This is a genomic window from Streptomyces glaucus (assembly GCF_039533365.1).
Taxonomy (GTDB): Bacteria; Actinomycetota; Actinomycetes; order Streptomycetales; family Streptomycetaceae; genus Streptomyces; species Streptomyces glaucus.
Map to the genome: position 1 here is coordinate 116,208 of NZ_BAAATK010000014.1, position 20,221 is coordinate 136,428.

Here is a 20,221-nt window from a genome sequence, read left to right on the forward strand (position 1 = left end):
GGGCCGTCGGCGTATCCGCGGGGGCCGCATGCCACCAGCCGTCCCGTACGCCACTCGTCGGCTCTCTCGTCCCACCCGCTACCCTCACTCCGTGACCTGGCACGCCACCTTCACCCCGCCCCCCGGAGCCCGCGCCTACCGTCTGCGCACCAGCCGGGGCGAGTTCGCCGTCGTCGACTCGGCCGTGGCCGCGGGTGCGGAGGCGAAGGGCGTCGCGCTGCTGCTGCCGGGGTTCACCGGGAGCAAGGAGGACTTCACCCTGCTGCACGAGCCGCTCGCGGAGCGCGGGTACCGGGTCGTCGCGGTGGACGGGCGGGGACAGTTCGAGTCGGACGGGCCCGAGGACGACGAGTCGGCGTACGCCCAGCCGGAGCTGGCGCGGGACGTGCTCGCGCAGGCCGAGGCGCTCGGCACGCCCGTGCACCTCGTCGGTCACTCGCTCGGCGGGCAGATCGCCCGGGCGGCCGTGCTCCTGGACCACTCCCCCTTCGTCTCGCTGACCCTCATGGCGTCGGGCCCGGCCCAGATCTCCGTCTCCCAGCAGCAGCGGGTGAAGCTGCTGCGGGACGCGCTCGCCGTGATGACCATGGCCCAGGTGTGGACGGCCATCCAGGTGATGGGCCCGCCGGAGGAGGTCGGCGGCCCCGCCCGCGGCCCCGGCGACCAGGACCAGCTGCGCCGCCGCTGGCTGGGCACCAAGCCCGCCCAGCTCCTCGCCACCGGCCGTCAGCTGTGCACCGAGCCGGACCGCGTCGCCGAGCTCGCCGCCGTACCGCTGCCGTTCCACGTCCTGTCGGGGGTCCGGGACGACACCTGGCCGGTGCCCCTCCTCGACGACATGGCCGTACGGCTGGGCGCGCACCGGACCCTCGTCGACGGCGCCGAGCACTCGCCGAACGTCGACCAGCCGCTGCCGACCGCCCGCGCCCTGGCCGACTTCTGGGACGCCGCGGGCCGGCCGGGCGGCTGAGGCCCTGCCGGCGGCTCCGCGGCGTCGCGGCGTCCGGCACGCGCGCCGGACGGCGCTCCCTCCGCCCGCCCCGCAGGCCGCCGGGAAGCGTCCTAGTACTGGGTCTGCAGGTGGTCCCAGAAGCCGTCCCGCAGCGCCCGGCGCAGGTCGGCCTGGCCGCGCAGGGAGTACTGCAGCAGGCCCTCGGCCTCCACCAGCAGGTCCTGGTCGACCGAGCCGGGCAGGTAGGGGTGGCCGGGCAGCAGTTCCACGAGCGCTTCCCGGCCCCGTTCCACCAGCCATTTCGCGGCGACCTGCGCGCCCACGAAGCGGACGTCCTCACGCGTCGGCCGGGCCGTCCCCGCCGCCTCGTACGCGAGGGTCGTGCGCCGGGCGACGTACGGCTTGAAGAAGTCGAGGTCGAAGGTGCGCTGGCTGTCCACCTCCCACAGCAGGGGCTCCGCCTGGTTGCGGCCCTCGGGCGCCTCGATGCCCCACAGGTGGACGCGCGCGCCGTAGCCCTGGGCCGCCTCCACCGCGGAGACCAGGTCCTCGTCGCCGCCGAGCAGGGCCGCGTCGCTGATGGCGCGGTGTCTGGCCAGTGACTCCAGGTCGGTGCGGATCAGGGAGTCGACGCCCTTCTGCTGGTTGTTGGCGTTGAGGTTGCCCAGCCGCACCTTCACGTCCGGCAGCTCGGCGATGGACTGCTGCTCGGCCGTGTGGATGCGGCGCCGGGCGCCGTCGTACCAGTAGACCCGCAGCAGCCGGCTGTCCGCGAAGATCGTGCGGGCCTTGTCGATGAGCGCGTCGATCAGGCCTTCGGCGTCCAGGTCGAAGGCGCGGCGGTCCTCGGTCCCGGCGACCAGTCGTCCCGCGGCCGCGTACAGATATCCGGCGTCGACGAAGATCGCGTGGGTCGAGGGCGTCTTCGCCACTTCGGCGAGCATGCGCTGCAGCAGCTCGTTGGTGCGGTCGAGGCGGGCGTTCAGGGCCGCGAGGTTGTCGTTCATCACCTCTATTGTCCCGGCGGTCACGCTGCGAACACAACTGGTACCGGTCCGTCCCGCGACCGGACATCTCCGATCACTTACCGGTCAGTAATTAGACGTTCGAAAATTTTATTTAGCGTAGGGAATGTTTGTAACACGCAGCCCGTTGACTACAGACGGAACACGGGGCACCGCGCACCGTGCGCCGACCATTCAGTAGTTCTCCTCAGGAGGATGACCAGACGAAGGGAGAAGCGAATGCGCTTCGAAATCATGCGCCTCGACGACGTCGACGGCACGCCCGTGGACACCACTGTCGTGGACGCCGCCTCCGTCAGCCACATCGTGCAGCAGGCCGCCGCCATCGGCCAGCGGCTGTGGATCCGCCCGGCCGACACGCCGGCCTCGTAATCCGCGGAGCCCCACACACGCTTTCGGAGCCCCCGCCCGGCGTCGACGCCGGGCGGGGGCTCCGCTCGTTCCGCCCCCCGTCGGCCCGGCGCTCAGCCTCCCCTGATCACCTGCGTCACCCCGTTGATGATCTGCTGGACGGCGATCGCGGAGAGCATCATGCCCGCGAGCCGGGTCACCAGGACCACGCCGCCGTCCTTGATGACCCGGATGATCAGCAGCGAGTACCGCATCACCAGCCACAGCACGACGTGGATGGCGAGGATCGCCGACCACACCGACAGCTGCGCGGCGGCGCTGTCGGCCTTCTGCACGGCGAGGATGACCGACACGATCGCACCCGGCCCGGCCAGCAGCGGCATGCCCAGCGGCACGAGCGCGACGTTGACGTCCTTGGTCTGCTTCGGCTCGTCGGTCTTGCCGGTGAGCAGGTCGAGCGCGATCAGCAGGAGCAGCAGCCCACCCGCGATCATCAGCGCGGGCACGGACACGTGCAGGTAGTCGAGGATCCGGTGCCCGAGCAGTCCGAAGACGGCGATCACGCCGCCGGCCACGCAGACGGCCTGGAAGGCCATCCGCCGCTGCGCCCTGCCGGGGCGTCCGGCGGTCAGCGCGAGGAAGATCGGGGTGACCCCGGGAGGGTCCATGATGACGAAGAGAGTGAGGAAGAGGGAGCCGAAGACGGCGGGGTCGAACATGGTGAGCCTTGCAGGAGGGCGCCGCCGGCCGCCGTGGGCGGTCGTCGCGCGGGGCGGGGCCCGCGACGCCGGGGTACGTGGGACAGGACGGGGACGAGGGCCTCAGGCCCCGCCGGTCCCCGGCACGGGGAACGCCCCGGTCGCCCGCCGCGTGATCTCCCCGTACACCTCGGGGTCCGTCGTGTACTCGCCGAGCACGCAGGTCTTGCGGCTGCCGTGGTAATCACTGGATCCGGTCACCAGGAGCCCCAGCTCCCGGGCGAGCCCGCGCAGCCGGTCCCGGGTCCGGGCGTCGTGGTCCATGTGGTCGACCTCGATGCCGTCGAGCCCGGCGGCGGCCATGTCCGCGATCACCGGCTCCGGCACCGTACGGCCCCGTTTGGCGGCGGCCGGGTGCGCGAACACCGCCACCCCGCCCGCGCCCTTGATCAGCCGGATCGCCTCGAAGGGGTCGGTCTCGTGCTTCTCCACGAAGGCCCGCCCGCCGTCGGCCAGCCAGTCCTGCGTGAACGCGTCGCCGACGGTCGGCACGACGCCCAGCTCGACGAGCGCGGAGGCGACGTGCGGCCGCCCGACGGAGCCGTCCCCGGCGATCCGGGCGACCTGCTCCCAGGTGACCGGCACGCCCAGCTCGTTGAGCTTGGCGACCATGCTCTTGGCCCGCGGCACCCGGTCGTCGCGCACCAGCTCCCGCTCGGCGAGCAGCGCCGGCTCCTCGGGGTCGAAGAGGTAGGCCAGCATGTGCATGCTGATGCCGTCGACGCGGCAGGACAGCTCGGCGCCGGTGACCAGCGTGAGCCCCGCGGGCAGCGCGGCGACGGCCTCGGCGTGCCCGCGCGTGGTGTCGTGGTCGGTCAGCGCGACGACGTCCAGGCCGGCCGCGGCGGCCTTGAGCACCAGCTCGGCCGGGGTGTCCGTGCCGTCGGAGGCGGCGGAGTGGGTGTGCAGGTCGATGCGCACGACGCGGACTCCTGGCGATGACGGAACGGACGACGAGGCTCAAGGATAACCGTATTTTCGCCACCCTCTGTCACACCCACAGCCGCACTGCGCCCCCTACACACCCCGCCGGGGACCCGGGGCCGCGCCTCCCGTGACGCGGGCGCCCGCTCCCGCCGGTCCGCGGCGCCGCGCCGCACCACCCGCCCGTCGGCTCCGGCTTCCGGTTTCCGGTTTCCGGTTTCCGGCGGAGCGCTACGGCTCGAGCAGTCGCGGCGACAGCGCCCCGCACGGGACCAGCTCCACCTCGGCCCCGGCGTCCCGCAGGTCGGCCAGCACCAGCTCGTCGTACATGAGCAGCCCCGACTGCTCGGGCCAGACCACGGCCCACAGCCACATGCCGAGCGCCTCGCCCGCGAAGACGGCGCGGTCGTCGGGGGTGCCGGCGACGAGCCAGAGCGGGGTGGGGCGGCCCGCGGCCAGGACCTTGGCCTGGGGCGGCTTCTCGACGTCCAGGTACGGCCCCGGGTCCGGGGCGTCGAGGCCCGCGTACCGGGCGCCGAGGCCGACGCCGAGCTCCTCGGCGACCAGGATCAGCTCCCCCATGCCGCCGAGCGGCCCGGGTCCCGAGCAGGCCACGGCGGTGGCGCGGCCGCCGCTGCGGTCGTCGCCCGCGCAGGCCACACCGGTGAACAGCCAGCCGACCGGCAGCGGCCACGGCATCCACACCGGCACCTGCGTGCGCCCCACCACGACGCCGAGGGCCTCGACGCTGGGCGGGACCACGGGCTGCACCGGGTACACGGCGCCGTGCACGTCGCACTGCCAGGAATCGGCGAAGAGACCGGGAGCCCTGACCCGGCCACCACACTTCGGGCAACTGGGTTCGCCCTTCATAGGGCCCCACGGTCCTACCCCCGCCCCGCCACGTCAAGGACGATCACCCGTCCGGGCGGAACCGCCGACCGGCGAAAACTAGATGTAACTTGCACTAATTAGCAATCCTAAATTACTATGTGCATATACCAACCATCCTGTCGTCCGCAGTCGACTCCCCTGTCGGGATTGGAGCGAGCATGGACCCCTTCGACGCGGGGACCGGCGGCATCCTGCGCCAGCCCAAGGCCGTGTGGGCGACCGCCGGCGCGTCCGTCGTCGCCTTCATGGGCATCGGGCTGGTCGACCCGATCCTGCCGTCCATCGCCCAGGGCCTGGACGCCACGCCCAGCCAGGTCTCCCTGCTGTTCACCTCGTACTTCCTCATCACCGCCGTCGCGATGCTGGTGACCGGCTTCGCCTCCAGCCGGATCGGCGGCCGCCGCACCCTGCTGCTCGGCCTCGCCCTCGTCGTGGTCTTCGCGGGCCTGGCGGGCACCTCCGGCTCGGTCGGCCAGCTCGTCGGCTACCGGGCGGGCTGGGGCCTGGGCAACGCCCTGTTCGTCTCGACGGCCCTGGCGGTGATCGTCGGCGCCGCGGCGGGCGGCAGCGCGGCGGCGATCCTGCTGTACGAGTCCGCCCTCGGCCTCGGCATGGCGTGCGGCCCGCTGGTGGGCGCGCTGCTCGGCGACGCCAGCTGGCGCTACCCCTTCTTCGGCACCGCCTTCCTGATGGCGGTGGGCTTCCTGTGCATCACGGCGTTCCTGAAGGAGCAGCCGAAGCCGGCCCGCAGGACCTCGCTGCTCGACCCGGTCAGGGCGCTGGGCCACGGCGGCCTCGCCTCGGCGGCCGCGTCGGCGTTCTTCTACAACTACACGTTCTTCACGGTGCTGGCCTTCACGCCGTTCGTGCTGAACATGACCCCGTACAGGTCCGGCGCGGTCTTCTTCGCCTGGGGCGTGCTGCTGGCCGTCTTCTCGGTCGTCGTGGCGCCCCGTCTGCAGAAGCGGTTCGGCTCGCTGCGGGTGCTCGGCGGCTCGCTGGTGCTGCTCGCGGCCGACGTGCTCGTCCTCGGCTACGGCGGCCACACCGCCGCCGTCGTCTGCACGGTCCTGTCCGGCGCCTTCATCGGCGTGAACAACACCGTGTACACGGAACTGGCCCTCGGCGTCTCCGACGCGCCGCGCCCGGTGGCGAGCGCCGGCTACAACTTCGTGCGGTGGTTCGCGGCGGCGGCCGCGCCGTACTTCGCGCCGAAGATCGAGGAGTGGACCGACGCCCGCATCCCGTTCGTGGTCGCGGCGGTCACCGCGGTGGCGGGCGCGCTCGTCGTGGCCGTACGGCGCCGGGCGCTCACCCACGAGGCGCAGCAGCAGGGACCGCGGCACGCGACGCGGGACGGGGTCGGCGTCTTCGCCAACTGACGGCCCCCGGCCGGGGGTTGGTGAGATTCCTCACTCCAGCGGGACGGATCTGCGGGCGGGATCGCGCAGGTCCGTCCCGTGCGTCAGCCAGCGCTCCTGGAGCGCCTGGGCGCCGTGCACCCGCTTCCAGGCCGCCTCGTTCGGCGTCATCGGCAGCAGCGGCAGGAACCGCACGGGGTCCAGCGGCGCGTCCAGTTCCAGGTCCTCGACCAGGCCGCCCGGCTCGGCGACCAGGACGGAGGTGAAGGGGGCGCCCGGCCACAGGGGCCCGCCCACGTCCAGCGAGGCGCCGGGGGCCACGACCACGCCCTCGACCTGCGGGGACGCGGCGAGCACGGCGAGCGGGCGGAGCACCTTGTCGGTGTCGGCGCGGCCGGCCCGCACGGAGAGGACCAGTTCGGCGCGGGGCCCCCTGACCGGGTCGGCGAGCATCGCCGCGGGGTCGGCCATGGGCTGCGCGGACATGCCGAGGGTGGCGTAGCGCACGACGTCCCCCTCCTGGCCGGCGCCGTGGAAGCGCAGCACCTCGATACGGTCCGCGCCGAGGAAGGTGACCGCGGCGCGGGCGTCCGGTTCGCCCAGGGCGGTGCGCAGCCGGGCCTCGACCAGAGGGAGAACATCTGCCATGCGGCGAGCATAGAACTCGTCAGCACCGGGCAAAGCGACACCTTGACACGGAGGGCGGCTGATAGTCTTACCCGGTGGTTTCGGGGCAGCACGCAGAAGCGTCGCCATCAGGTCCCGACGCGCTGATGAAATCTCCCCAACGGGGAACCCCTACAGGGGTATGGAACGTCCCTCACGAGGGACCGGCCGGAGGAGGTGGGGCTGTCATGGATCGAAGTCGACCGTGCAGTACCACCCGCTCTTCCGGCCGCTGACGTAGCCGCTCGGTTCTAGCTGGCTGCCACCTCTCGCATTCGGGCCTTCCTACGGAAGAGCACTTCGTCTCGTTCTACCTGATCTGCCTGTCATGTCCGATGTGCGGTGGTGCGCATCGGCAGCTGAATCAGTAGCGAAGCTCGCCACCGCGACGGTGCGGTGCTCCCCGCTTTGTGGACGCGCCAAACATCCTCCCCCTGCCCGCGGGGCGGAAGGTCCCGAAGGACGTCCCCATTCCGGGTAGTTTCAGCCGTCGCCGGCGCCTTTCGTTGCCGTACGCGAAGGAGCCTGCCAATGTCGATGATCCGCGACCTGCGCGCCGTGGTCCGCCCGTCCCGTCCCTCGCTGCGCAAGGACGGCGGCACGTACGACACCACCCGCGACCCCTCGACCGCCTCCGCCGTCGTCGACTGCGCCGTCTACCGGGAGGGCAGGCGGGTCCAGACCGGCTCGCCCCTCACCCCGCACGAGGCGATGCGCCTGGTGCGCCGCGACGGCGGCTTCGTGTGGATCGGCCTGCACGAGCCCACCGAGGCCGAATTCGCCGGGATCGCCCGGGAGTTCGGGCTGCACCCGCTGGCCGTGGAGGACGCCGTCCAGGCCCACCAGCGGCCCAAGCTGGAGCGCTACGACGACTCCCTGTTCACCGTCTTCAAGACCGTCCACTACGTCGAGCACGACCAGCTCGACGCCAACAGCGAGGTCGTGGAGTCCGGCGAGGTCATGTGCTTCACCGGGCGGGACTTCTTCATCACCGTCCGGCACGGCGGGCAGGGCTCTCTGCGGGGCCTGCGGCACCGGCTGCAGGACGACCCGGAGTTGCTGGCCAAGGGCCCCTCGGCCGTGCTGCACGCCATCGCCGACCACGTCGTCGACGGCTACATCGCGGTCGCCGACGCGGTGCAGGTCGACATCGACGAGGTGGAGACGGAGGTGTTCTCCCCGGGCCGCAAGGGCACGCCGCGCGGCACGGACGCCGGCCGGATCTACCAACTCAAGCGCGAGGTGCTGGAGTTCAAGCGGGCGGTGGCGCCGCTGCTGCGGCCCATGCAGCTGCTCAGCGAGCGGCCGATGCGGCTGATCGACCCGGACATCCAGAAGTACTTCCGGGACGTCGCCGACCACCTGGCCCGGGTGCAGGAGCAGGTCCTCGGCTTCGACGAGCTGCTGAACTCCATCCTCCAGGCCAACCTCGCGCAGGCGTCCGTCGCGCAGAACGAGGACATGCGGAAGATCACCTCGTGGGCCGCGATCATCGCCGTGCCGACGATGGTGTGCGGGGTCTACGGCATGAACTTCGACCACATGCCCGAGCTGCACTGGCGCTACGGCTACCCGGTGATCATGGGCATCACGGTGGCCATCTGCCTGGGGATCCACCGCACCCTCAAGCGCAACGGCTGGCTGTGAGGATGCCCGGGACCGGCACGGCCGGCGCCCGGGCCGGCGGGGCGTCCGGCGCGGGCCCCCGGCGGGCCGGCCGGAGGACGCCGCGCCGCCCCGTCGGCCCGGTCCGGACGACAGGTCCTAGGCTGGGCGCATGACAAGCGAGCTGCTCGACCGGGCTCTCATCGAGGAGGCCACGAAGAAGTCCGGCCTCGTCTGGGTCAAGGCGCCGGGGGCCGCGGCCCGGGCGCTGTGGCACGTCTGGCACGAGGGCGCGGCGTGCGTGGTCGGCGACGGACCCGGCGAGCAGCCGCTGCCGGGGCTGGCCGACGGCGCCGAGGCCGAGGTGACGGTGCGCAGCAAGGACAAGGGGGGGCGGCTGGTCTCCTGGACGGCGCGGGTCGTGGAGCTGGCGTCCGGGTCCGAGGCGTGGGAGGCGGCGGTCGCCGAGCTGAAGGGCAAGCGGCTGAACGCGCCCGACGGTGAGGCGATGACCGGGCGCTGGGCGCGCGAGTGCCGGGTGCTGCGCCTGGAGCCGACGGGGGTGACGAGCCCGCTCCCGGACGGCTCCCTGGCCGAGGCCCCCGTGCCGACCCCGGCCACGACGCGCCGGCCGGTCCCGGAGGCCGTCCCCCGGCTGCTGCTGAAGAGGTGGCGGCGGCGGGGGTAGCCCCGGGTCCGCCCCGCGGCGGTCACGACGTCGGCAGTTGCTGCCCGTAGTCCACCGTCTCGTCCTTCGCCGGTTCCTCCAGGGCGAAGTCCGTGCCCCAGTCCGAGAAGCGGAGCGTGCCCGCGTCGCCGCCGCGCACCAGGCGCAGGGGGTAGGGCGTGCCCTCCAGGGAGACGTCCAGCGTGCCGCCGGAGCCCCGGTCGCCGGTGATGCGGATGGTGCGGACGCCCGCCTGCTCGTGGCGGCCGCTCGTCTCCAGGGTGCCGTGCAGGGTCAGCAGACCGTCGAGGAGGACGTCCTTGTCCGTGAATCCGCTGAACTTCTGGTACGAGGGGTCGCCCTGCGGCACCTTCACGTACTTGCCGTCCAGCTTCTCGGCGGCGGCCGCGTCGGCGTCGCCGTGGCTCCAGAAACCGGCGTCGGCCTTGAGGAAGAGCTGTTCACCGAGGCGCAGCAGCTCGAACGACAGCCCTTCGGTGGTGACCGACCCGGTGCCGCCGTCGGACTTCAGCCGCATGTCGAGCGTGTACGTCCGCCCGCTGGTGACCACGGTCCCGGACAGCCGGACCGCGTCGGCGGACTCGGCGGCGGACCGGGTCCGGCTCTGGATCTTGTCCGGGGACAGCTTGCCGACGCCGTTGGTGCCCGCGTCCGGGTCCTCGTTGCAGCCCGTCAGCGCCGTCCCGGCCACGACCAGCGCGCACATCGCGCCCGCCAGCGCTGCCCGGCGGGTACGGCCCTGGGGAATCGCAGACACGGATGAGGCTGCCTTTCTGACGGATCCGGCACAGGCCCACAACGGCGTACGGCAGCGTACCGGGGTCCCCGGGCACCCCGTGGAGCCAGTCCTTCCGTGGGCCTCGCCAGGACGTGCCCGATCGGTACGGGCTAGCCTGAAGCCCTCCCGAGCGGGCAATTCGGAAAAGAGACCCAGGAATCGACCCCGGTACGCAACCGCCGTACGAAAAGGAGCCGCGGCCATGGCCTCGGGCGCCCCCCGGATCTTCGTCTCGCACCTCTCCGGTGTCGCCGTCTTCGACCCGGCCGGCGACCAGGTGGGACGCGTACGCGATCTGGTCGTCGTGCTCCGCGTCGGCCGGAAACCGCCGAGGCTGCTCGGGCTGGTCGTGGAGCTCGCCACCCGCCGCCGCATCTTCCTGCCCATGACCCGGGTGACCGGCGTCCAGGCCGGCCAGGTCATCACCACCGGCGTGCTCAACGTCCGGCGCTTCGAGCAGCGGCCCACCGAACGCCTCGTCTTCGGCGAGCTGCTGGACCGGCGCGTCACGCTCGTGGAGACCGGCGAGGAGGTCACCGTCCTCGACCTGTCGGTGCATCAGCTGCCGGCCCGCCGGGAGTGGGAGATCGACCGGATCTTCGTCCGCAAGGGGCGCAAGGGCGGCGCCTTCCGCCGCAGCAGGGGCGAGACGCTGACCGTCGAGTGGTCCGCCGTGACGGGCTTCTCCCTGGAGGAGCACGGGCAGGGCGCCGAGAACCTGCTCGCCACCTTCGAGCAGCTGCGCCCCGCCGACCTGGCCAACGTCCTGCACCACCTGTCCCCCAAGCGCCGCGCCGAGGTCGCCGCCGCCCTCGACGACGACCGCCTCGCCGACGTGCTGGAGGAGCTGCCGGAGGACGACCAGATCGAGATCCTCGGCAAGCTGAAGGAGGAACGCGCCGCCGACGTGCTGGAGGCCATGGACCCGGACGACGCGGCCGACCTGCTCGGCGAACTGCCCGAGGCCGACAAGGAGCGGCTGCTGAGCCTGATGCAGCCGTCCGACGCGGCCGACATGCGGCGCCTGATGGCGTACGCGGAGCACACGGCCGGCGGGCTGATGACGACGGAGCCGATCGTGCTGCGCCCGGACGCCACCGTCGCCGACGCGCTCGCCCGTGTCCGCAACCCCGACCTCTCCCCGGCCCTCGCCGCCCAGGTCTACGTCTGCCGTCCGCCCGACGAGACGCCGACCGGCAAGTACCTGGGCACGGTCCACTTCCAGCGCCTGCTGCGCGAGCCCCCCTACACCCTGGTCAGCTCCATCCTCGACACCGACCTGCAGCCGCTCGACCCCGAGGCGGACCTGCCCGCCGTCGCCGGGTTCTTCGCCACGTACGACATGGTGGCGGCGCCGGTGGTGGACGAGGCCGGCTCGCTGCTGGGCGCGGTGACCGTGGACGACATCCTGGACCACATGCTGCCGCAGGACTGGCGCGAGACGGAGTTCAGCTCGGCGGAGAGCGAGGAGGTGGCGGCCGATGGCTCCTGAGCGCGAGACGGCCCGCGAGCGCGTCCCGGCCGGGGCCACGGCCGCGAACCGCCACCGCTTCCGGCTCGACCAGCCGCGCCCGCGGCGGCTGAGGCTGCTGCCCGAGTACGACCCGGAGGCCTTCGGGCGGCTGTCGGAGCGGGTCGCCCGTTTCATCGGCACCGGGCGGTTCCTGGTCTGGATGACGGTGATCGTCATCGTCTGGATCGGCTGGAACACGTTCGCCCCCCGGCACCTCAGGTTCGACGAGTACCCGTTCATCTTCCTGACGCTGGCCCTGTCCCTGCAGGCCTCCTACGCGGCCCCGCTGATCCTGCTCGCGCAGAACCGGCAGGACGACCGCGACCGGGTCAACCTGGAGCAGGACCGCAGGCAGAACGAGCGGTCGATCGCGGACACCGAGTACCTGACCCGCGAGGTCGCCGCCCTGCGCATCGGCCTGGGCGAGGTCGCCACCCGCGACTGGATCCGCTCGGAGCTGCAGGACCTGGTCAAGGAGCTGGAGGACCGGCAGGACGGCCACCGCGACCGGTCCGCGGTCCCGGCGGTCCCGGCCGACCGGACGCGGGGACGTGACGCGGACGACCGCTGACAAGCTTTCCGGGGTTCCCGCGCAGCGCCGTACCATCGTCCTTATGGCTACGGAAGACGCGGTGCGCGAGGCACTGGCGACGGTGAACGACCCCGAGATCAACCGGCCCATCACGGAGCTCGGGATGGTCAAGTCGGTGGAGATCGGCGCGGACGGGACGGTCGCGGTCACCGTGTACCTGACGGTCTCCGGCTGCCCCATGCGGGACACCATCACGCAGCGCGTCACCGACGCGGTCTCCCGCGTCGCGGGCGTCACCCGGGTCGACGTCACGCTCGACGTGATGAGCGACGAGCAGCGCCGCGAGCTGGCGGCCGCGCTGCGCGGCGGCCAGGCCGAGCGCGAGGTCCCCTTCGCCAAGCCGGGCAACCTCACCCGGGTCTACGCGGTCGCCTCCGGCAAGGGCGGCGTCGGCAAGTCCTCGGTGACGGTGAACCTGGCGGCGGCGATGGCGGCCGACGGCCTGAAGGTGGGCGTGGTCGACGCCGACATCTACGGCCACTCCGTGCCGCGCATGCTGGGCGCCGACGGCCGTCCGACCCAGGTCGAGAACATGATCATGCCGCCGTCCGCCAACGGGGTGAAGGTCATCTCGATCGGCATGTTCACGCCGGGCAACGCGCCGGTCGTCTGGCGCGGCCCGATGCTGCACCGCGCGCTCCAGCAGTTCCTGGCGGACGTCTACTGGGGCGACCTCGACGTCCTCCTCCTCGACCTCCCGCCCGGCACCGGCGACATCGCCATCTCCGTGGCGCAGCTGATCCCGAACGCCGAGATCCTGGTCGTGACCACGCCCCAGCAGGCGGCGGCCGAGGTGGCCGAGCGGGCGGGCGCCATCGCGGTCCAGACCCACCAGAAGATCGTCGGCGTGGTCGAGAACATGTCCGGCCTGCCCTGCCCGCACTGCGGCGAGATGGTCGACGTGTTCGGCACGGGCGGCGGCCAGCTGGTGGCCGACGGCCTGACGCGTACGACGGGGGCGGCGGTGCCGGTGCTCGGCAGCATCCCGATCGACGTCCGCCTCCGGGAGGGCGGCGACGAGGGCAGGCCGGTGGTCCTGACGGACCCGGAGTCCCCGGCGGGCGCCGCTCTGCGGTCGATCGCGGGGAAGCTGGGGGGACGGCAGCGGGGCCTCGCGGGGCTGTCGCTGGGGATCACCCCGAGGAACAAGTTCTGACGGCCGGCCCGGAGGGGCGCGCGGCCGCGCGATGACCCCGGGCCCCGTGGCGGGGGGCGCCGCACCACCGGCGGCGCCCCTTCGTCATGCGTAGGCGGTGATGTCCTGGATCGCGGCGAAGCCGAGCCCGTACGCGCTCATGCCCCTGCCGTAGGCCCCCACGTGCACCCCCGCCTGCGTGGAGCCCGCCAGCACCCACCCGAACTCGGACTCCCGGTAGTGGAAGGACGTCAGCGCGCCGTCCACCGGCAGGGACAGCGTCGACCACGCCGGTCCCGTGAGGTCGTCGGCCAGCTCCCACGCCGTCTCGGTCTGCTGCTCCAGCCAGTCGTCCCGCAGGGAGTGGTCCAGCTGGCCCGGCCGGGCGAACGACAGCAGCCCCACACCCGCGAGCCAGGCCGCCGAGGAGACCGACGTGGCCTCCAGCAGCCCCGTGCCGTCCGGGCTGCGCCGGACGGGGTTGGCGGCGACGGTCACGACGACCGCGAACTTCTCCTTGGCCTCGTCGTTCCCGGCCGCGTACTCGGTGCGCGGCGACGGTTCGTCGCCGTGCCCGATCGAGCCGTACTCCACGGTCCCGTCGGCCCCCGTGCCGACCTGCATCAGCCAGCGTGGTCCCGTGAAGGCCTCGTCGAGGCCGTACCACGCGAAGGGCGCACGCAGGTAGCCGTCGACCGCACGCCGGGCGGAGGGGACCTGCTGTCCGTCCTCCGCGGCCGGCGCCTGCGCGACTGCCTGACTCGTCGTCTCCATGTGCCCGGACGCCTCCTCGCTCTCGTCGGACCGGAACGGCCCGCCCCCCATCGGGCGGCGTTGCTGGTTCGCGTACGGCCCGCACAACAACTTGGCAGCATAGCCACACCGCTCCGGGCAGCAGGGAGAACGCCCGGCGCACAGGGCGCCCGGAGGCCGTGTCCGGGCCGTGCGCGCCCGGTGGCGGGTATGAGACGCGTCACGTGCGAGGGGGCGGGGGGCGGCGGGACGCGGGTGCCGCCCGGCGGTCCGGGCGGCACGGGTCCACCGCCGGGGCGGCGCGGGCGTACGGCTCAGGTGGCGTCGGCGTCGAAGGGCGGGCGGTCGTCGCGGCCGGCGGTCCCGGGCTTCTTCACCAGGTCGACACCGCCGCCGGAGGCCGGCTCGGGGTCGCGGCCGTGCACCGCGTCCGTGACCTCCGCCATCTCCTTCTTCAGGTCGAAGCCGTTGCGGATCTCCTTCAGCCCCAGGTCGTCGTTCTCCAGCTGCTTGCGCAGGAACGTCTTGGGGTTGAGGTCCTCGAACTCGAAGTCCTTGAACTCCGGGCCCAGCTCCTGCCGGATGTCCTGCTTGGCGCTCTCCGAGAACTCACGGATCTTCCGGATCGTGCGCATCACGTCCTGGATGACCTTCGGGAGCTTGTCCGGACCGAAGACGAGCACGGCGAGGACGACGATCGTCACCAGCTCTAGCGGTCCTATGTCATTGAACACCTGAAGCTCCTAGCGATGTCCTCGGTCCTCGGCCCTCGGTGGTCCGTGCGGTCTTCCGTGGTCCGGGCCGGATCCACGGTACCCGGCGATCCCGTACGACCGGTACCGTCCCGAGGGCTCGGAATACGGCCGCGTGGGCGGGTTTCCGGCTTGTTCGCCTCGTCGCGGCCGGAACGCCACCGGGACGCGGGGCCCGCTGCGGGGTTGCTGTGATTCTCGCCGTGATCTCCGCGGGGCTGCTCGGCCGTGCCGTCTCAGCCGCCGTCGGAGGAGCCGAGCACCAGGGAGACCGTCCGTTCCGTGCCGTCGCGCTCCAGGGTCAGCTCCAGGCGTTCGCCGGGGCGGTGCGCGCGGGTCTTGACGATGAGTTCCTCACCGGAGTGGATGCGCTGTCCGTCGACCTCGGTGATGAGGTCGCCCGCCCGGATGCCGGCCCGGTCGCCGGGGCCGCCCTCGGTGACCGGGGGGCCGCCGTCGCTGCCCTTGGTGCCGACGCGGGCGCCGTCGCCCGGGTAGTTCATGTCGAGGGTGATGCCGATGACGGGGTGGGTCGCCCGGCCGTTGTTGATCAGTTCCTCGGCGACGCGTCTGCCCTGGTTGACGGGTATGGCGAAGCCGAGCCCTATCGAACCGGCCTGGCCGCCGTCGGGGTCGGTGTCGCTGCCGGCGGAGCGGATGGCCGAGTTGATGCCGATGACGCGGCCCCGGGAGTCCAGGAGGGGGCCGCCCGAGTTGCCGGGGTTGATGGGCGCGTCGGTCTGCAACGCGTCGACGTACGACACGTCGCTGCCGTCGCCCTTCTCGCCGCCCGCGGTGATGGGCCGCTCCTTGGCGCTGATGATGCCGGAGGTGACGGTGCCGTCCAGCTCGAAGGGCGCGCCGATGGCGACGACGGGGTCGCCCACCTGGACGTTGTCGGAGTTGCCCAGGGGCAGGGGGGTGAGCCCGCGCACGCCGGTCACCTTCACGACGGCGAGGTCGTATCCGCTGTCCCGGCCGACGACGGTGGCTTCGGCGGTGTCGCCGCTGGTGAAGGTCACGGAGATCTCGCCGTCGTCCCCGGCCGGCTCGACGACGTGGTCGTTGGTGAGGATGTGCCCGCGGGTGTCGAGCACGAAGCCGGTGCCGGTGCCCTGCTCCTCGCCGCCGCTCACGTGCAGGGTGACGACGCTGGGCAGGGCCCGGGCGGCGATCCCGGCCACGCTGCCCGGAGCCCGGCCGGCCGGCTCCTTCCCGGCCTGCGGCAGCTCCACGGCCCCCACGCCGCCGTTCCGCTCCAGGTACGCGCCGGTGACGCCGCCGACGCCGCCGGACACGACGGCGAGCAGCACGGCTCCGGCGGCCAGTGCCCTCCGGCCTCGCCGCTGCCGCTGCTCCCGGCTGGGCACGGCGGCCCCGTTCTGCTGGAGAGGGGCGAGGGGGGCGGGGGCCGCCCAGGGGTCGTAACGCTGCCAGGGGGTGGAGGGCGTGGGGGTCCCGGGGGCCGGGGGCCGGGTGTGGGAGGCGGTGGGGGGCGGCGGGGCCCCGGGGCCGGGGGCCGGGGCCGCCGGGGCGGGCGTCACCGGGCCGGGGACGTGCGGCGCCGTCGTGCCGTGCGCCGGGGTCGCCGGGCCGTGCGCCGGTGCTGCCGCCGGGTGCTGGACCGGCGGGGCGGGGGCCCAGGGGCCCGGTTCGCCGTACGGCGGGGTGCCGTACGGGTCGGGGTCGTGCAGGGGCCTGGTCGGTTCGGCGGCCGGGGCGGCGAGCGCGGCCTGCGCGGTGTCGCCGGCGGCGGGTCCGGCGGGCGCGCCGGGGCCGGCCGCGGGCCGTTCCAGCTCGTAGTCGCCCTCGTGGCCGTGGTCCCGGCCGTCCGCGCCGGTGCCCGGGGACGCGGCGGGCCGCTCCAGCTCGAAGTCGCCGTCGGCCGGGTGCGCGCGCATCCGGCCGGTACCCGTCCCGGCCGGTGTCTCCTCCCCGGACGCCGGTGCGGTCCCCCCGGTCGGGCCGGAGGGGACCTGCGGGCGGGGCCGGTTCCACCACTTCGCCCTCGCGGGTTTCCCCTCGTTCATGCTCTCCCCACAGCTGGCCGCGGCACGGCCCGTCGGCGGTGGCCGCAGATCGTCGTCTCGGTGGCTCCGTGCGCCTCGGGTGCGCCGGGGCCGGTGCCGTGGGCCCCGGCCCGTGCCGGGCCTCGGCAGGCGCGTCCCCCGCGGCTCCGTGCCCGGCCGGCTGCCCGCCGGGGCGCCACCTCGGATTCAATCAGGTTCGCGGGCCGGCGCGCAGAGGACGCCTCAGGGAGTGCGCCCGGGGGAGGAAGGAGAGGGGGAGGGGGACGCGTCGGGCACGGGTGCGGAGAGCAGGCCGGGGGCCGTGACTCCGGGGGCCGCGGGGACCGCGGGCCATGCCGTCAGGGCCGGCGGCGGGGTGGCGTCGAGCGGACGTATCAGCGGGGACATGGCTGCGGCACCGGCCACCACCGGCGCGGTCAGCGGATGCTCCACCCGCTGGCCCCGGCCCGCCAGGGGAGCCGGCAGCCCGGGCAGCAGCGGGGCGGACACCCCGGCCGACGCCACCGGGCTCTCCCCGAGCGACTGCTGCCCGCCCTGGGCCTGTCCGAGCAGCGGGCCGACCGAGCGGCGGCGCTGGGTGTCGGGGGCCGCGGCGGAGCCCGTGGCCGTCCGCGCCGGTGTCACCTTGCTGCCGGTCCCGGAGCCGCCCCGCGCCGCCGCCGTGCCGTCGGGCGGGCCGGACGCGACGCCGCCCAGCGCGATCGCGGCCAGCGACACCGCCCCGGCGGCGGCGAACGCGAACCGCAGCCCGCGCGAGGCCGGCCGCTCGGCCTCGTGCCGGCCGACGTCGTGGATGCGGAAGCCCTTGCTGCCCGAGGAGGGCAGCGCGGGGGCGTGCGACCGCGCGGGGACGTAGTCGAACTCGAAGCGCTCGCCCCGCTTCGTGCCGAAGGCGCCGGGGGATCCGAGGGCGCCGAACCGTCCGGACGGTCCCCCGAAGGGGCCGGCCCGGTCCGGCGGCGGGTCCGCGCCGTCCAGGTCACCGCCCGCGGGGAGTCCCTGGAGGCGGGCCAGGAAGCTCTCGGAGGGCGGCGGCGGGGCCGCCTCCGCGAAGACGTTCTTCAGCCGGCGCTGCGCGTCGACCTCCGCCTTGCACTTGGCGCAGGTCGCCACGTGCGCCAGCACGCGCTCCCGCGCGTCATGACCGAGCTCTCCGTCCACCAGGGCGGAGAGCCGGTCCCCCAGATGCTCCTCTGCGAGGTGTCCCTCGGCAGGTTTCGGCCGTGACCCGTTCACGCGCTCGCGCCCCCTCCTCCCAGTGCGGGAACACGGGGCACGAAGGAGCGGCGCTCGGCCCGGGCCTGAGGGGAGCGGTGCGCGAGGGCCTTGCGCAGCTGGGAGCGGCCGCGGTGGATCCGGGACCGGACCGTGCCGAGCTTGACGCCGAGGGTCGCGGCGATCTCCTCGTACGACAGTCCCTCGATGTCGCACAGGACGACCGCGGCGCGGAACTCGGGGGCGAGGGTGTCGAGGGCCTGCTGGACGTCCGCGTCGAAGTGGGCGTCGTTGAAGACCTGCTGGGGGGTGGGTTCCTTGCTGGCCAGCCGCTCGGCGGCGTCCTCGCCGAGCGCGTCGAAACGGATGCGCTGCTTGCGGCGGACCATGTCCAGGAAGAGGTTCGTGGTGATGCGGTGCAGCCAGCCCTCGAAGGTGCCCGGCGTGTAGGTCGACAGGGACCGGAAGACCCGGACGAAGACCTCCTGGGTGAGGTCCTCGGCGTCGTGCTGGTTGCCGGTGAGGCGGTAGGCGAGGCGGTAGACACGGCCGCTGTGCATGCTGACGATCTCCTCCCACGTGGGCGGAGTCCACGCCTGCCCGTCCGCGTCGGTGGCGAAGGTCGCGGTCTGGGCACGGCCTGCGGCGGAACCGGTGGCGTGACTGTGGTCAGCAGCGGTGTCGTTCACGGATTTCGGCCTGCCCGCCGGCCCGAGGAAGCGCCGTAGCACTCCTCCCCGATCCACAGGCGCAGCCGCACCTCCCCTGTCGGCTCTGGTGGTGTCCAGTGGAGCCCCTACCATAGCCACCTCGCCCGTTAGCTCCGGATAAGCGGTTTTACGAGAGTTTGATCTGGGCCGGCACGGCTCGTACGCCTGCGTCAGCACTTGCTCGGCGTCCCTGTCCACCCATCGCCCCCGTCACGGCTCCGGTCGGTTTCGTCATCCCTTCAAACGACCGGTCCCATCTGCGGGTTCCCGGCGCCAACGGATACAGTCACGCCGAGGCAACCACGGGAACAGGAGAGGGTCATTACCGGCAACCGGCAGACGAGCTGGGCGTTCGCCGACGCCTATGTCGCCGAGGACGAAGCGCTGCACTGGGCCCGCGACCGGGCCCGTGAGGCGGGGCTGCGCTCGGTGTCGCCCGGCACGGGCGCGGCCCTGCGGTTGCTCGCCGCCGCCGTGGACGCGAAGGCGGTCGCGGAGATCGGGACCGGCTGCGGCGTCTCCGGGATCCATCTGCTGCACGGCATGCGGCCGGACGGGGTGCTCACCACGGTCGACCCGGAGCCGGAGCACCAGCAGTTCGCCCGCCAGGCCTTCCGCGCCTGCGGCTTCGCCAGCAACCGGGCCCGCTTCATCCCGGGCCGCGCCCTGGACGTCCTGCCCCGGCTCGCCGACGCCGGGTACGACCTGGTCTTCTGCGACGGCGACCGCCTGGAGGTCATGGAGTACCTCGCCGAATCGTTGCGTCTGCTGCGGCCCGGCGGGCTCGTCGTCTTCGAGGGAGTCTTCGCCAACGGCCGGACGGTGGACTCCGGGCCGCAGCCCACGGAGGTGCTGCGGCTGCGGGAGCTGCTGCGGGCGGTGCGCGAGAGCCAGGAGCTGGTGCCGTCGCTGCTGCCGGTGGGCGACGGGCTGCTGTGCGCGGTCAAACGCTGATCCCCGGTCGACCGCCGTCCCTGCTCCACCGCCGTCCCCGGTCACCTGCCGTACCCGGCCGACCGCTCCCGGCCGACCGCCGCTCCGCCGGCCGCCGCCCCCCGGTCGGCCGCCGATCCGCGGCCGGCCTCCGACCGGCCGCCGGCGGCGCGGGGACAGCCGTCGGCGGGTCCGGCAAAACAGCCGCCCCGGCACCTCGTGCGGCGCCGGGGCGGCTGAAAGGGTATGGTCGCTTGCGCGTCAGCCGACGACCTTCTTGAGGGCGTCGCCGAGCGCGTCGGCCTCGTCCGGGGTCAGCTCGACGACGAGCCGACCGCCGCCTTCGAGCGGAACGCGCATGACGATGCCCCGCCCCTCCTTGGTCACCTCGAGCGGGCCGTCGCCCGTCCGCGGCTTCATGGCCGCCATGCTCGTTCCCCTTCCTGATACCAGCTCATCGCGTCAAAGCCGACGGCCCCCGAGGGGCATGCGCGGTCCGTGGGACACGCGACACCGGCATCGAACACATTGCTTCCTGGCCATTATCCCGCATCTCAGGACCCGATGACCAACATCGGTGGGCATC

21 protein-coding genes are annotated in these 20,221 nt (G+C 73.4%); 9 read left to right on the top strand and 12 right to left on the bottom strand.

The genetic code is table 11. The features are described 5' to 3' along the window. Positions 1–91 precede the first annotated feature (91 nt). On the top strand, positions 92–970 hold the full coding sequence (locus ABD363_RS13415; RefSeq protein WP_344602938.1) for an alpha/beta fold hydrolase: 879 nt from the start codon (positions 92–94) through the stop codon (positions 968–970). A gap of 92 nt (positions 971–1,062) precedes the next feature. Here ABD363_RS13415 and ABD363_RS13420 read toward each other — a convergent pair whose 3' ends face one another. After that, positions 1,063–1,959 (bottom strand): NYN domain-containing protein, encoded by an 897-nt coding sequence (locus ABD363_RS13420; protein ID WP_344602940.1) that lies wholly within the window; start codon positions 1,957–1,959, stop codon positions 1,063–1,065. Between the two features lie 237 nt (positions 1,960–2,196). Here ABD363_RS13420 and ABD363_RS13425 point away from each other — a divergent pair, with 237 nt between their 5' ends. Continuing rightward, complete coding sequence (locus ABD363_RS13425) at positions 2,197–2,349, top strand: hypothetical protein (protein WP_344602942.1); 153 nt, start codon at positions 2,197–2,199, stop codon at positions 2,347–2,349. A gap of 92 nt (positions 2,350–2,441) precedes the next feature. Here ABD363_RS13425 and ABD363_RS13430 read toward each other — a convergent pair whose 3' ends face one another. From ABD363_RS13430 to ABD363_RS13440, 3 genes are all read right to left on the bottom strand, one after another. After that, entirely contained in the window at positions 2,442–3,047 is a 606-nt protein-coding gene (locus tag ABD363_RS13430) for a MarC family protein (RefSeq protein WP_344602944.1), read from the bottom strand. 102 nt (positions 3,048–3,149) lie between these two features. Then, a complete protein-coding gene (locus tag ABD363_RS13435; protein WP_344602946.1) occupies positions 3,150–4,007 on the bottom strand; it encodes a PHP domain-containing protein in 858 nt (285 codons plus the stop codon). Positions 4,008–4,241: 234 nt separating this feature from the next. Continuing rightward, positions 4,242–4,883 (bottom strand): DUF6758 family protein, encoded by a 642-nt coding sequence (locus ABD363_RS13440; protein ID WP_344602948.1) that lies wholly within the window; start codon positions 4,881–4,883, stop codon positions 4,242–4,244. 179 nt (positions 4,884–5,062) lie between these two features. Here ABD363_RS13440 and ABD363_RS13445 point away from each other — a divergent pair, with 179 nt between their 5' ends. Beyond that, positions 5,063–6,286, top strand: a complete 1,224-nt coding sequence (locus tag ABD363_RS13445) for an MFS transporter (RefSeq protein ID WP_344602950.1) — start codon at positions 5,063–5,065, stop codon at positions 6,284–6,286. Between the two features lie 30 nt (positions 6,287–6,316). Here the strand turns inward: ABD363_RS13445 and ABD363_RS13450 are convergent, their stop codons facing one another. Continuing rightward, positions 6,317–6,913, bottom strand: a complete 597-nt coding sequence (locus tag ABD363_RS13450; RefSeq protein ID WP_344602952.1) for a suppressor of fused domain protein — start codon at positions 6,911–6,913, stop codon at positions 6,317–6,319. Positions 6,914–7,462: 549 nt separating this feature from the next. On the opposite strand from ABD363_RS13450, the gene ABD363_RS13455 reads away from it, so the two are divergent. Beyond that, positions 7,463–8,578 carry a magnesium and cobalt transport protein CorA gene (locus ABD363_RS13455; RefSeq protein WP_344602954.1) on the top strand — a complete coding sequence of 372 codons (1,116 nt, stop codon included), beginning with the start codon at positions 7,463–7,465 and terminating at the stop codon, positions 8,576–8,578. 130 nt (positions 8,579–8,708) lie between these two features. Beyond that, the gene (locus tag ABD363_RS13460) at positions 8,709–9,224 is read left to right on the top strand and encodes a hypothetical protein (protein WP_344602956.1); all 516 of its coding nucleotides are present in this window, start codon (positions 8,709–8,711) and stop codon (positions 9,222–9,224) included. 22 nt (positions 9,225–9,246) lie between these two features. On the opposite strand, the gene ABD363_RS13465 is transcribed toward ABD363_RS13460, so the two are convergent. After that, entirely contained in the window at positions 9,247–9,981 is a 735-nt protein-coding gene (locus ABD363_RS13465; protein WP_344602958.1) for a hypothetical protein, read from the bottom strand. Positions 9,982–10,204: 223 nt separating this feature from the next. On the opposite strand from ABD363_RS13465, the gene ABD363_RS13470 reads away from it, so the two are divergent. Genes ABD363_RS13470 through ABD363_RS13480 form a run of 3 tightly spaced genes read left to right on the top strand, consistent with a single transcriptional unit; the run spans position 10,205 to position 13,263 of the window. Beyond that, positions 10,205–11,494, top strand: a complete 1,290-nt coding sequence (locus ABD363_RS13470) for a magnesium transporter MgtE N-terminal domain-containing protein (RefSeq protein ID WP_344602960.1) — start codon at positions 10,205–10,207, stop codon at positions 11,492–11,494. Beyond that, positions 11,484–12,086, top strand: coding sequence for a DUF1003 domain-containing protein (locus ABD363_RS13475; protein ID WP_344602962.1), 603 nt, complete (start codon positions 11,484–11,486; stop codon positions 12,084–12,086). The genes ABD363_RS13470 and ABD363_RS13475 overlap by 11 nt, the downstream gene beginning before the upstream one ends. 43 nt (positions 12,087–12,129) lie before the next feature. Further along, entirely contained in the window at positions 12,130–13,263 is a 1,134-nt protein-coding gene (locus ABD363_RS13480) for an Mrp/NBP35 family ATP-binding protein (RefSeq protein WP_344602964.1), read from the top strand. A gap of 84 nt (positions 13,264–13,347) precedes the next feature. On the opposite strand, the gene ABD363_RS13485 is transcribed toward ABD363_RS13480, so the two are convergent. The 5 genes from ABD363_RS13485 to sigE all read right to left on the bottom strand — a co-directional run bounded on the left by ABD363_RS13485 (position 13,348) and on the right by sigE (position 18,795). Beyond that, positions 13,348–14,016 (bottom strand): hypothetical protein, encoded by a 669-nt coding sequence (locus ABD363_RS13485; protein WP_344602966.1) that lies wholly within the window; start codon positions 14,014–14,016, stop codon positions 13,348–13,350. 293 nt (positions 14,017–14,309) lie between these two features. Further along, positions 14,310–14,729 carry a sec-independent translocase gene (locus ABD363_RS13490; protein ID WP_344602968.1) on the bottom strand — a complete coding sequence of 140 codons (420 nt, stop codon included), beginning with the start codon at positions 14,727–14,729 and terminating at the stop codon, positions 14,310–14,312. A gap of 254 nt (positions 14,730–14,983) precedes the next feature. Continuing rightward, positions 14,984–16,777 carry a S1C family serine protease gene (locus ABD363_RS13495; RefSeq protein WP_344602970.1) on the bottom strand — a complete coding sequence of 598 codons (1,794 nt, stop codon included), beginning with the start codon at positions 16,775–16,777 and terminating at the stop codon, positions 14,984–14,986. A gap of 222 nt (positions 16,778–16,999) precedes the next feature. Beyond that, positions 17,000–18,013: an anti-sigma factor family protein gene (locus ABD363_RS13500; RefSeq protein WP_344602972.1), complete on the bottom strand. Its 1,014-nt coding sequence runs from the start codon at positions 18,011–18,013 to the stop codon at positions 17,000–17,002. Continuing rightward, complete coding sequence (gene sigE, locus ABD363_RS13505; protein ID WP_344602974.1) at positions 18,010–18,795, bottom strand: RNA polymerase sigma factor SigE; 786 nt, start codon at positions 18,793–18,795, stop codon at positions 18,010–18,012. The genes ABD363_RS13500 and sigE overlap by 4 nt, the downstream gene beginning before the upstream one ends. A gap of 162 nt (positions 18,796–18,957) precedes the next feature. On the opposite strand from sigE, the gene ABD363_RS13510 reads away from it, so the two are divergent. Further along, positions 18,958–19,656, top strand: coding sequence for an O-methyltransferase (locus ABD363_RS13510; RefSeq protein WP_344603007.1), 699 nt, complete (start codon positions 18,958–18,960; stop codon positions 19,654–19,656). Between the two features lie 240 nt (positions 19,657–19,896). Here ABD363_RS13510 and ABD363_RS13515 read toward each other — a convergent pair whose 3' ends face one another. Then, positions 19,897–20,064: a DUF3117 domain-containing protein gene (locus tag ABD363_RS13515; RefSeq protein WP_003966491.1), complete on the bottom strand. Its 168-nt coding sequence runs from the start codon at positions 20,062–20,064 to the stop codon at positions 19,897–19,899. Between the last annotated feature and the right edge of the window lie 157 nt (positions 20,065–20,221).